Origin of the sequence: Streptomyces sp. NPDC058877 (assembly GCF_042742855.1) — a bacterium.
Lineage (GTDB): Bacteria > Actinomycetota > Actinomycetes > Streptomycetales > Streptomycetaceae > Streptomyces.
Window position 1 is genome coordinate 1 of the sequence record NZ_JBHYMF010000205.1, and the last position, 11656, is coordinate 11656.

An 11656-nucleotide genomic window follows, 5' to 3' on the forward strand; every position below is an offset into this window, starting at 1 on the left:
AGCTGAACCGCCCGCACGGGTGATGCGTCATCAATCTATGAGGACAGCTGCCGGGAAATCCCTGCGGACGCAACTCCGGAGGGCAACACTGGGACCCTGACCGAACCAAGACGTTGATACGGGGGCCGCCGTCGTTGCTGCTCACGAAGCATCAGCCCTGTTAGATCCAACAGGGCTACGGGTCAGGGGTTGAGGTCGAGGACGCGGACGGGTTCGCCTTCCCACCGGCGCTGCGAACGCAAAGCCGACCACTTCCTCGCCTGCACCCTCATCTGCTATCGCAGACTCACCACGTGAGACACCCTCTTAGTCCGTGCGGGCTCCCCAGACCTGGCCGTCGTCCGTGACGTCAAGGTTCTTCGGGCGCCGGTCCTGCTTGCCGGAGACGGCGTTGAAGGAGGTGAGGGCTCCGGTGGCGGAGTCCAGGACGACGAGGTTCGACTTCGTCCACGTTCCGGAGAGCGGGCCGTCCAGATCCTGGTTGCCCTCGAGCGCGGCGCTCGTTCCGAGGTCCTTGCAGCTGTCCTCGTCGAGGTCGAGTACGGCCAGCCGGTAAGTGCCGTCGGCGCGGATCGTGCTGGCGTACCAGCGCCCGGTAGCGTCGAGGGAGCCGCGTCCTACCGCTTCGCCCTGCGTGCACTGCGGCACGCTCGCGGTGTCCTTGTCCTGCGCGTCGTACACCTTCATGCACGCGCCCCCTTCGCAGTCGTTCTGCTTCCAGATCAGCCGGTGGCCGCCGGCTGCGAGGAGCACCGCGTCCTGCGCGAGGCTTTGACGGACGGCCGTGGTTTCGGAGTCGAGGAGGACGAGGTTCGTGCGTGCCCGGCTGGTGTCGTCCTCGGTGGTGGTCTGGGCTGCCACGATTCCCTGGTCGGTTTCGGCGAGTGGCTGCAGGCCGCACTGCAGTGTGTGGGTGCGCTGCGACGGGCGGCCCGACGTGTCGTGCTCCGTCACGGTGAAGCGGGAGTTGATCGAGGCGGGAATCTGCTGTCCCGCGCAGGCCGTGGCGGCGGGTTCTTCGGAGACGGCCCAGATCTTCTTGCCGTCCGCAGTGGGAAACCATGAGGTGGCCGGCCCCAGGAGCACCTGCTGTTCGGGCTTGGCGGGCTCGATGGCCACGACCGCACCGTCGGAGATTCCGATGATGGGCCCGGTCGCCAGCTGCCTCGGGGCGGTGAGTTTGTAGACGTCGAGTCGCTCCGTGCCTTCCGGGCGGTCGGCGACGATGTCTGGCTTGGAGTCGATCTTGTCGAGGACGGCGATGCGGCCTCCGAGGTTGACGACGATGCCGCGCGGGGGACTCTCGTCGCCCTCGGTGCACCCGGCCGCCCCCAGGGCGGCCGCGAGCGCCACCGCGGTCAGTCTGTGGCGCCGCCAAGGGGAAGTCCTGGCGGAATGGTTCTGTACGGCCATGTCGGTTCCCCCTGGCGAGTTGTGTACGGGTGGAGCGGGGTACGGGTGGTCAGCTCCGTACCCCGCTGGTTGTCTTAGGGCTTCGGGGTGCAGGCTCTGCTGGCGATGCACTCGGCGAAGAACGGGAACGCCGTGATCCCGCCCAGGGTGCCGTCGTTGCCGAGGAGCCTCGCTCCGCAGGTCGCCGTGTCCTGCCACCGCTGGATCACGTACTTCGTGCGCTCGATCTTCGGGGTGGTGTAGCCCCACTTACCCCCGGGCACGTCCATCCAGTTCTGGACGGTGACGCCCTTGTCCGTCGAGTTGGTGATGTCACGGCCCACCTTGGCCTCGACGGTGGCTATGCCCCAGGACGCGCTTCCCCCGAGTTCGGACGACCAGGTCGTCGCCTTCGAGGTAGTGGTGGACATCGCGTAGGTCAGGCGCGATGTCGAGGTGGAGCCGTTCCTCTTGCCAGCGGTGTTGCCGATGGCCTCGTAGCCGGTACTGATCTTCACTACCTTGTGCCAGACGTCCGGCGGGCACCCCTCGGGCCCCGGAACGCTGGCTGACGCGGCCGACGGAGCCAGTAAGAGACTGGATCCGACAACCATCGCTCCCATAAGAGCGGCACTACGCATGACAGAGCGCATGCTTTCCCTCCCGTTTATCGCCGGTTTCCCCACCGGCGTTAACGAGAGACAACCACCCCTCGCGATGGGAAAGCTTCTCCTTTGATGAAGATCTGAGATTCGAGGGGCGGTAAGTAGCTAACGTCATGCGCCATGCAAATGCCCCCTTGTGTCCGGTCGTGTCCCGCCACGTGGTGTAGAGGATCACGTTCCACTTCGGCAGCGTGCCACCTGTGACCACCGCGTTGGTGCCGAGGGGGCAGTAGTGATGCTCGCCGTTACACCACTCTGCGGGACGCGATCCGGCGACATACAGGACCGCGTCGGCAGAACATGGGCGTCGAGCCGGTAAGAACGATCGAGTCACCAGCCAGCCGCCGGAGCCGATGCGCCCCGGCAACCACACACGGTCACCAGCAGGCGGGATCCACGGGAACTGGCGACAGTTGGGTGCGAGACCTCACCAGTATCAAGACCGGTCTTCTGGCAGCTGTTGCGGTTGCCCTCGCCGGTCGGGGCCCGCCTTGCTGCTGTCCTGAAGGCGAGGGCGGGGCGGAGAATCGTTCTCAGCGAAGAATCGAACGCACGCGCGCACGAACATCAGGGCTGTTCCTCGACTTCGGGTCCAGGCGGCGCTCTCCCCCTCTGGATGAGCTCCAGTGGTGTTACCTGAGGTAGCCGACAATAACTGCAATTGTTGTCGGTAACCTTGGCGCAGCGCCACATCGGCGCCCAGAAGGGAGACAACGGTGGGTCGACTGCAAGAGGTGCACGACTTCCTCGTCAGGCGCATCCTCGAGGAGAGCAAGATCGGCCACGCGGTGCAGCCGAACTCTGACGGCGTCTGGCCAGCGGTCTGGTACCAGGGGGCAGGTGGCGACAACGACGAGTTCGAGACGCTCGTCCTCGCAGGGTCGGAAGGGCCCGACTTCGATGCCGGCACCCGGGAGAGAGCCGCCTTCGCCGTGCTGAACGACCCGGCCCACGTCCTCGAGCTCGTCGGCTACCTGCGGTGGACCGTCGCGAACCACAAGCCGGTCGACCAGCCTGCGGAGCGCAGCGGCGAGACGATCGCCGTGGAGGTCTGCCCGATCGACGGAACGGAGTGCGAGCCGCTGCTCCGCATGGCCGCGATCTGGGAGAACCACCCCGAGTTCAAGAAGGATTGGCACAGGGAGACGCCGCCCCTCGACCTCGCCAAACTCCTCTCGGAAGAGGAAGGGCAATGAGCGGGTCGGATCAGGCGGTCGAAGCGCTGCATGCCGAGGTCCGCGTGTACCGCGAGGCACACCATGCTCGCCTCCTGCGCGAACTCGACGCCATCGCCGCGGACCTGACGGAGGCCCTGCTGCAGCCGGAGGTGCGCGCCGCCGGCCACCAGTTCGCGTACCGCACAGAGGCATGGGGATGAGCGAACGGACGAGGACGTCCGGTCCGGCGTCGACCGGCGCGCCCGAGACCGGGCACCCGTGCACGAAGCGCATCCCCCAGGGCTGGGCCGCATACGAAGGGCATGGCGGCGGCCACTTCTGGCAGTCCCCCAAGAGCGACGAACTCGAGGCCCACGGCGCGCACTACGACCCCGGCATGCTCCTGTCCGGGCAGCCCACCCCGTTGAAAGCGGCTATGGCCGCTGCGCACCATGGCCGTGGAGACAGCGACGAGGCGTTCGCCGCGGCACGCCGCCAGTACGAGCAGGCATGCGCCGGAGCAGGAGCCCGGACGTGAGCGTCGACGCTGGGGGCGAGGAGATCGTCGACGCCGAGCTCGTCGACAAGGGCCAGGACGTGGTCCCCGTCAACGAGCCGGCGCCGCGGCTGCTCGTCGATCTCCATACCGTGCTCTTCCCGGGCCAGGAGCTGCCCACCACGGCCAACAGGCCGAAGTACACCATGCGGGACCTGCAGCTCAGCCCGGAGACCGCAGCGAAGCTGCAGGCCTCAGATCCGGCCGAAACGGGCCCGATGAAGGCCTTCAAGAAGTGGTGTGAGGACAAGGGCCACGTCGCCGTGCCGTGCAGCACGACGACGTTCACCGAGTACGCGGCGCACCTGATGTCGAGGGACCTCAAGGCCTCGACGATCAAGAACTACATGTCACTGGTCCGGACGGCGATGCCCCCGGGGAAGAAGCCGGATAACAGCCTCTACCTGCGGCTCCTCGCCAGCTACCGCAGGGACAACAAGCGCGCGCTGAGACGGCGCGAGGCGTTCCCGATCACTCTCTCCTACCTCGTGCCGATGATGGAGAAGGCCGAAGCCGGCGGCCGGCCGATCGGCATCCGCGACGCGGCGCTGTTCGCGTTCGGCTACATGTTCCTGGGACGCAGCCGCGAGGACGTCGACATGGAGATCGAGGACCTGACGATCCTGGTCGACCGGATGAACGTCTGGCTCGCCGAGGACAAGACGCACAAGGGCGAGGAGCAGACCATCCCCCTACGCGACCGTCCGGACGTGCAACTCATCGGGCGAATGGGTCGCTGGTTGGAGTACCTGGCCGATCACGGCATCACCTCGGGCCCGGTCTTCCGGCACCTGCTCAAGAACGGCATCCCCGCCACGGCGGAGACCAGGGCCAAGAAGGCGCCGGTGCGAGGCCTGCACCTGCGTCCGCACGTCGTCAACGAGCGGGTCAAGTACTGGTTCGCGAAGGCTGGCCTGGTGGGCGACGGGCGGCCCGTCACCTCCCACGGCCTGCGGGCAGGCGCCGCCACCGACCTCGCGGAAAACGGCGCCACGACCCAGGAGCTCGAGGAGGCCGGCCGCTGGGCAGCAGGCTCCCCCGTAGTACGGCTCTACGTCCGTCCCGCCCAGGCCCAGAAGAAGAACGCCTTCGACAAGATCCCCGTACACGATCCGACGAAGAGGACGTGACGGGGTATCAACGACGAACCCCGCTCCGAGGGAGCGGGGTTCGTCCGTGCCCCCACGAGCCGATCGGGGGGTACCGTTCTGTTGTCGAAGCAGAACAGGAGCCAGTATGCACTCTCTGCCCGAAGATCACACCGGTAGGCGCATCGCGCGCCTGCGTCGTGAACGTCACCTCACTCAGAAGGCCCTTTCCGAGCTGGCGTGCCTCTCCAACAGCTTCATCAGCAAGGTTGAGCAGGGTGCTGAGCAGGCTACACCTCACGCCATCGCCAAGATCGCGCGAGCGCTGAACGTCGAAGTGGCAACCGTGGTCGGCCAGCCGTACGAGACACAACTTCGCGCCGATGAGCTGGACGTGCTGATTCGGCCCATCCGGGAAGCACTCGACGTATACGACCTGGGGCCCGACCCGGGTGTCACGCCTCGCGAGGCCACCATCCTTCACGATGAGGCCGAGGACCTGTGCGTCAGCATCCGTGCCGGTGAGATCAAGACAGCTGCTTCACGTGTGGCAGGGCTCATCGAGGAAGCCACCACTGCCGCGCACCTCAGTGGCGGCCGTAACGGATGGCTGACCCTGGCCAGTACCTACCGCACGGCCTACGACGTGGCCACGAAACTCGGATACCCCGACCTGGCCCAGCTCGCCCTCGCACGACTGGACTGGGCCGCTCAGCGGGGGTCCGATGCCGTCCTCGGCGGCATGTTCCAGTACCTCCGTGCCTTGGCCTACCTGCGGGAAGGCCGTTTCTCCACAGGGGAGCGGCTGGTCGCGCGGGGCCTGGCCACTCTCGAGCAGGCCGACCCCTCTCGGGAGCGGCAAGCGGTCACGGGGCAGCTTCATCTGGGTGCAGCGGTAATGGCCGGTCGCTCTCACGACGAGGACGGTGCACTCGAGCACATCCGCGCGGCGGAGCGCATCGCCGGGGAGACGGGTGAGGCGGTGAGCGTGCACTGGCTCGCCTTCGGCCCGACGAACGTGCGCGTGCACCGTGTCGCGGTCCTTGCAGAACTGGATCAGTACGGGGAGGCCGTCGAGGCTGCGCAGGGGTTCTCGATCCCGAGGGACTGGCCGAAGTCGCGGATGAGCCATCACTACGCAGAGGTGGCCAGGGCGCAGCTCTGGACGGGCAAGATCGACCCGGCGTTCCAGAGCCTGCTCAAGGCGCGCCGGGTGGCTCCTCAGCAAGCCAAGTACCACCCGATGGTTCGGGATACGTATGCGGGACTTGAAGCCGCACACCGTCAGCTCCCTGACAGCTTCCTCTCGTACGGCTCGTGGCTCGGCGCTCCCGCCAGCTGAAATAGCGCACCGTCAAACTTTGGCCCCAACTATCAGTAATTCACTGATAGTTGGGGCCTTGTCGTGGGCTCACGATGTCGTTACTTACCCATCGACATGGAGCCGACCATGACGACTCACCCCGCGGACCAGGAGCGCACCCGTCGACGCGCCCTTGTCGCTGCAGCAGACCCGGAACGGTGCGAGAGCACATCGCCGGTCATCGACTTGTCCATCCAGCGGCACCCGGGCCCCGTCTCCGGCGGGATGTCCCGTGAGGACGCCGCCGTACCGCAGCGTCTGCGCCGCGCCCTGCGCGCCGGCCTGAACCGCTGGGGGCAGCCCGACCTGGTGGATGACGCGGAGCTGCTCCTCACGGAGCTGGTGACCAATGCCTTCCGCCACGCGGGCGCCCCGACCGTGGGTGTCCGCGTCTACCGCCAAGGCGCGTTCCTCTTGATCGAGATCAATGGCGGCTCCCCTTACGGTCGGGTACCGCGCCCCACCAGCCCCTACGACGAACACGGCCGCGGGCTCTCCCTCGTCGACGCCCTCGCCAGCTCGTGGGGCACCAACACCGACGGCACCACCTGGTGCACCCTCCCCCTTGCCGAAGGAACCTCCGACATGGCTCCCACCACCCCTGTCTCGCGGGCCTTGGAGGACCAGAGAAAGAGCGTGCGCGCCATCCTGCAACCGGGACCGGTGAACCTGTGACCGCCCTCGCCCGCGGGTTTGCCCCGCCCGGCCCGGAGTTCGCGGACCGCGTCGCGGTCGCGTCCTGGGTGGAGAACGGGCTCCTCGGCCCGGAGTGTCACGTGCTGCTCGCTCCGGCCGTTCCGCGTCTGGGCGAGAGTGCGGAGCACTACCGGCCCGGTCTTCTCGGCATCGCCCAGGGCCTCGGCCTGGGGCGAGGAGAGGAGCCGTACCGGATCGGGCTCGACCTCCTCCTGGTCCGGGGCATCGTGTCCCTGGACTACGGCCACCCCACCACGACGCTGAACACCCCCTACCCCCGGCCCTGGTACGCCCTCGCCCAGCGGCGCGGCCGGATCCACGTGGCCGTCGGCCTGGCCCTGCGCGAGCCCGACGCCTGCCAGGAGTGCGCCCGTCGGTACGGCCTGGAAGAGGTGAGGGGATGAGCGGGCCCGAGACGCGGACGGTCCGGACCGAGTCGGACGGCGACGTGCCGGCCACCATCCCCGACGACGATCAGGTGGCCGCCGTCGCGCGGGCCCGCCGCCACGTCGTCGTCTACCTGCTCGCCCTCGCCGGGCTTCTCGGCGCCCTCGCGGTCGGGATCCTGCGGTGAGGCTCCCGGACGAGCCGACCGTCGACCTGAGGTGGGTGTGGGTCGTCGGGAGTTGCTGGCGCTGCGACGGCGTCGGCCTTCCGGTCATGTGGCTCGGCCCTGTCCACACCACGGACCACGGGTCCGGCCCCTTCTATGCGTGCGACCCGTGCATCCGGCGCCTGGAGAGGCTGGTCGCAAAGTACGGCGCCCGACGAGACACCTGAGACTCCCGCCCCGGCCCTGGGGACGGGCTGCACTGCACCACTCGACCGAACGGAGAGACCTGCAGCAACAGCTCTGGACCGCGACGCGTTCGTCCGCACCCCGCCCGGGTGCCGAATCCCGTGCAGCACGGAGGCACCGTCGGCTCCGCAGACTCACCCGTGGGTGCTGCGCTCTGCCCGTACCCCCGACTCCCATGGATGTCCCGTGGCCGTTTTCGTCCGCGCACCCGACCAGTACCGGCATGCTGGGCCGCGCAACGACCGCCAAGCCCGCCAAGGAGCACCACGATGACGACCACGATGACGACCGATCACCCCGCCTGGATCGAGGACCCGGGTGGTGCATGGGCACGTGCCGTCCGTGCGGGGGAAGGCACGTGGATGGCCACTTTCGGCCCGACAGGGTTGGTGCTGACGTGTGCAGAGGGCTCGGACGACATCAAGCCCCACACCACGGAGGCGGCCCCCGCCGCTCTGCCGCAGAGCGTCCCGGCCGAACTCCGCGCAGGGCTCGCCGACCTCGGCACGGTCGTACGGCTGGCCAACCCGTCCCTGTGGGACGCCGTCACCACGGCGATCCTGCGGCAGATCGTCCGCGCCCAGCAGGCCCGCGTCCTCTACCAGCGGTGGAGCCGCAGTCACGGCACCTCCGTGACTGCCAACGGCCTCACCCGACACGTCGTCCCCAGCCCGGAGTACGTGCTGGGCCTGGACGACGAAGCGTTCGCGGCCGTCGGTGCGAAGCTGCACCGGCCCAAGCTCCGAGCCGCGGCTGCCGCGATCCTGGCCCACGGGGACGAGTGGGCGCAGCTTTCCCCCGCACCGCTCGCTGCCGCGCTGACCACGATCTCCGGCATCGGCCCGTGGACGGCGCACGCTGCTGCGGCCGACTTCACCGGCGACTTCACCGTCTACCCGCATTCCGATCTCGCCGTGCGCACCTGGGCGGCAAAGATCGCCCCGTCCCAGGACTGGCCGCTCGCTGACAAGACCGGCCGTTCCTTCGAGAAGCACTGGCGCCGCCAAGCGGGCCCCGCGCCCACTGACCTGCACACCCTCACCCTGACCACACTCACCTGGGGGTCCCATGCCCGCACCGCTGAGCACGTCGGTCCACGATGACAACGAGCTGACGGCTGGAGCCGATCCGAACCGACTCCTGGACTGCCTGTTCGTCAACGCGCCTCTGCGCGACTACAGCCTCCGGCCGCGCGTCAACGACTACACGCTTCCGGTCCTCGGAATGGGCTACATCGCCACCGTCGCCCGCGTGGCCGGTTTCAACGTCGGCGTGCTCGACGCCGAGGCGCACGGTCTCGGGATCCAGCGCACGGCCGCGATCGTCAACCAGTTGCGGCCCCGCTGGACCGCGTTCAACCTGCTGGCACCGACGTACGACCTGACCGCACGCATCGCCGCCGAACTCGACCCCGGCATCCTGGTCATGGTCGGCGGCCATCACGCCAAGGCCGGTCCGTCCACTGTCCTTCGCGACTCCCGCTTCCACAACGTCAGCGCGCTCATCATCGGCGAAGGCGAGACCCGGGCCGTCGAGATCCTCAAGGACGTTCACCGCCGCCAGGCCCTGCCCCAGGTGATGTGGCGCGACGCCGGCCAGAAGCACTCCAAGCTCGGCATCTTCCACGGGGACACCCAGCCGTGGCTCGCGCCCGACGTGAACACCCTGCCGTTCGTCGACCGGCGTTTCCTGCCACAGGACCCCTACACGGCGGAGGACGGCCGCATCGAGGCGAACCTGGTGTGCTCACGCGGCTGCCCGTACGACTGCACCTTCTGCGGAGCCGCCGTGTCCATGAACGCCGACCTCACGATCCGCACCCGCGACCCGCACGACATCGTGGCCGAGATGGACCAGCTTCACGCCGAACACGGCGTGACGGCGTTCCGGGCGGTCGACGACCTGTTCCTCGGCGCACGCCGCGTCATCCACCCCGCCATGAAGGTGTTCGCGAACGCGGGAATCGGGGAGCGGTACGTGTGGGACGCGACCGGCCGGATCAACGTCCTGGACCGCGAGGACGACGCGGTACTCGCCGCCTTACGCGCCAATGGGCTGCGGGAAGTCGCCCTCGGCATCGAGTCCGGAGCCCCGCGGATCCTGGAGGCGATGGACAAGCGGATCACCCCGCGGATGACGCACACCGTCACCCGGCGACTGCTCCAGCACGGCATCAGCGTCAAGGGGTACTTCATCCTCGGCTACCCCGGTGAAACCCGCGAGGAGGCCGAGCAGACGATCCGGCACATCAAGGAACTGTGGGCCCTGTCGGATCGCCTGCCCGGTACGTTCCGGGCCTCGGCCTTCGTCTTCCGCCCCTATCCGGGCAGTCCCGTCTTCAACACCCTGGTCCAGCAGGGATACGACCCGGCCGCGATGCAGACGTACACCGATGTCGACCTCACCGGCCACGGCACCGACGAGGCGATGCGTGGTCGCGACGAGTTCAACTTCACCACCGGCCAGCAGTTCGGCGACGTCCCCCTCGACGAGTTGAATCGGATGCTCGCGGAGATCTCCCGTGAGCAGCACGAGCGCAGCCGCGGCCCCCGGGAGGTCAAGGCGTGACCGGTCTGCTCATCACCCTCGACGGCCCCGGTGGCGTCGGAAAGTCCACCGCCCACCAGGCGCTCGTCAAGGACCTGACCCTGGCCGGCCACCGTACCCACGCCGCCACCCAGCCCTCCCACAGCATCTTCGGCAAGACCGTCCGGGCCCTGGGTGGCGCCGGGACGATGCGCGGCCGTGCACTCGCCCTTGCCGTCGCCGCCGACCGGCACCACCAGCTCGACAGCGAGATCCAGCCCGCGCTCGCCGCCGACCGGACCGTCGTTCTCGACCGCTACCTGCCCTCCACTCTGGTCCTCCAGCGCAGAGACGGCGTCGACGCTGACTTTCTCCTCGCCATCAACGAGGGGATCCCCACCCCCGACCTCGCCGTGGTCCTGCTTGCACAGGCCGATGCCATCCACACCCGTCTCGACGCCCGGGGCACTCGCCACCGGTTCGAGCGCACCCTTGCCGACACCCGCCGCGAGCTCGCGCTCTACGAGGAAGCGATCACGCTCGTCGAACAGCTCGGATACCCCGTGCTCCGGCTCGACACCACCGACCTCACCCCCAGGGAGGCCTCTGCCCGGATCTGCCTCCACCTCCAGGGGCTGCCCGCTACCGTCAGCCCCACCGTCCCCCGACCCCGATGAGAAGAGCCATGAGCACCGTCCAGCAGCCCATCGTCGACGTCCACATCGTCGTCCGCCAAGGCGACAAGATCCTCCTGTCCCAGCGCGGCGGCCCCTACGGATACGGCCAGTGGCACGCACCGTCCGGCAAGCTCGACCCCGACGAGACGCCGGCCCAGGCCGCAGTCCGCGAACTGTACGAAGAAACCGGCCTGACCGCTTCCCCCGACGCACTCACCCCGGCCCATACCGTCATCCACCATCAGGGCGACGGAACCCCCGACCGAATCGGCATCTTCTACGAGCTCACCGAGTTCACTGGCGAACCCGTCAACCGGGAACCGGACAAGTGCCTCGCCCTCGAATGGTTCGCCGACCACGCCCTACCCGAGGAACTCATCCCCTACCCAGCCACCGGCCTTTACGGCTCCCTGAACCACCCCGGCGGCATCACGTTCCACAACTGGCCCGAACAGAGCTGACCAGGGGCCATCCCCGCGTGCGCGGGGAGCAGCCGTCCCGATATCCATAGTGTTGCAACATGAGGGGGCCATCCCCGCGTGCACGGGGAGCAGCGCCGACCAGTCCGCGGAAGGGTTCTGTGTTCGGGGCCATCCCCGCGTGCGCGGGGAGCAGGACGTCAGAGGTGGCTCGCACGGCGTTGGACAGGGGCCATCCCGCGTGCGCGGGGAGCAGCGCCTGATGGCCGAGTTCGGCGCCCTCGGCGCGGGGCCATCCCCGCGCACGCGGGGATGGCC

14 protein-coding genes are annotated in these 11656 nt (G+C 68.5%); 12 read left to right on the forward strand and 2 right to left on the reverse strand.

Annotation, left to right across the window (positions count from 1 at the left end):
- Positions 1–306 precede the first annotated feature (306 nt).
- Together ACFW2Y_RS30580 and ACFW2Y_RS30585 are read right to left on the reverse strand one after the other, a co-directional pair.
- A complete protein-coding gene (locus tag ACFW2Y_RS30580) occupies positions 307–1413 on the reverse strand; it encodes a hypothetical protein (RefSeq protein ID WP_384885595.1) in 1107 nt (368 codons plus the stop codon).
- A gap of 74 nt (positions 1414–1487) precedes the next feature.
- Positions 1488–1910 carry a hypothetical protein gene (locus tag ACFW2Y_RS30585; RefSeq protein WP_384885597.1) on the reverse strand — a complete coding sequence of 141 codons (423 nt, stop codon included), beginning with the start codon at positions 1908–1910 and terminating at the stop codon, positions 1488–1490.
- 863 nt (positions 1911–2773) lie between these two features.
- On the opposite strand from ACFW2Y_RS30585, the gene ACFW2Y_RS30590 reads away from it, so the two are divergent.
- The 12 genes from ACFW2Y_RS30590 to ACFW2Y_RS30645 all read left to right on the forward strand — a co-directional run bounded on the left by ACFW2Y_RS30590 (position 2774) and on the right by ACFW2Y_RS30645 (position 11380).
- Positions 2774–3253 carry a DUF6221 family protein gene (locus ACFW2Y_RS30590; protein ID WP_384885599.1) on the forward strand — a complete coding sequence of 160 codons (480 nt, stop codon included), beginning with the start codon at positions 2774–2776 and terminating at the stop codon, positions 3251–3253.
- Positions 3250–3435, forward strand: coding sequence for a hypothetical protein (locus ACFW2Y_RS30595; protein WP_384885601.1), 186 nt, complete (start codon positions 3250–3252; stop codon positions 3433–3435). Before ACFW2Y_RS30590 ends, ACFW2Y_RS30595 begins: the two co-directional genes overlap by 4 nt.
- On the forward strand, positions 3432–3752 hold the full coding sequence (locus tag ACFW2Y_RS30600) for a hypothetical protein (protein ID WP_384885603.1): 321 nt from the start codon (positions 3432–3434) through the stop codon (positions 3750–3752). The genes ACFW2Y_RS30595 and ACFW2Y_RS30600 overlap by 4 nt, the downstream gene beginning before the upstream one ends.
- Positions 3749–4900 (forward strand): tyrosine-type recombinase/integrase, encoded by a 1152-nt coding sequence (locus tag ACFW2Y_RS30605; protein WP_384885605.1) that lies wholly within the window; start codon positions 3749–3751, stop codon positions 4898–4900. The genes ACFW2Y_RS30600 and ACFW2Y_RS30605 overlap by 4 nt, the downstream gene beginning before the upstream one ends.
- Positions 4901–5006: 106 nt before the next feature.
- Positions 5007–6200 carry a helix-turn-helix domain-containing protein gene (locus tag ACFW2Y_RS30610; RefSeq protein WP_384885607.1) on the forward strand — a complete coding sequence of 398 codons (1194 nt, stop codon included), beginning with the start codon at positions 5007–5009 and terminating at the stop codon, positions 6198–6200.
- 108 nt (positions 6201–6308) lie between these two features.
- On the forward strand, positions 6309–6896 hold the full coding sequence (locus ACFW2Y_RS30615; protein ID WP_384885609.1) for an ATP-binding protein: 588 nt from the start codon (positions 6309–6311) through the stop codon (positions 6894–6896).
- Positions 6893–7321 carry a hypothetical protein gene (locus tag ACFW2Y_RS30620; RefSeq protein ID WP_384885610.1) on the forward strand — a complete coding sequence of 143 codons (429 nt, stop codon included), beginning with the start codon at positions 6893–6895 and terminating at the stop codon, positions 7319–7321. The genes ACFW2Y_RS30615 and ACFW2Y_RS30620 overlap by 4 nt, the downstream gene beginning before the upstream one ends.
- Positions 7318–7491, forward strand: a complete 174-nt coding sequence (locus tag ACFW2Y_RS30625) for a hypothetical protein (RefSeq protein WP_384885612.1) — start codon at positions 7318–7320, stop codon at positions 7489–7491. The genes ACFW2Y_RS30620 and ACFW2Y_RS30625 overlap by 4 nt, the downstream gene beginning before the upstream one ends.
- 494 nt (positions 7492–7985) lie before the next feature.
- Positions 7986–8819 carry a hypothetical protein gene (locus ACFW2Y_RS30630; protein ID WP_384885614.1) on the forward strand — a complete coding sequence of 278 codons (834 nt, stop codon included), beginning with the start codon at positions 7986–7988 and terminating at the stop codon, positions 8817–8819.
- Positions 8785–10284: a B12-binding domain-containing radical SAM protein gene (locus ACFW2Y_RS30635; RefSeq protein WP_384885616.1), complete on the forward strand. Its 1500-nt coding sequence runs from the start codon at positions 8785–8787 to the stop codon at positions 10282–10284. Before ACFW2Y_RS30630 ends, ACFW2Y_RS30635 begins: the two co-directional genes overlap by 35 nt.
- The gene (tmk, locus tag ACFW2Y_RS30640) at positions 10281–10919 is read left to right on the forward strand and encodes a dTMP kinase (protein WP_384885618.1); all 639 of its coding nucleotides are present in this window, start codon (positions 10281–10283) and stop codon (positions 10917–10919) included. Before ACFW2Y_RS30635 ends, tmk begins: the two co-directional genes overlap by 4 nt.
- 8 nt (positions 10920–10927) lie before the next feature.
- Positions 10928–11380, forward strand: a complete 453-nt coding sequence (locus ACFW2Y_RS30645; protein ID WP_384885619.1) for an NUDIX domain-containing protein — start codon at positions 10928–10930, stop codon at positions 11378–11380.
- Positions 11381–11656: the final 276 nt, after the last annotated feature.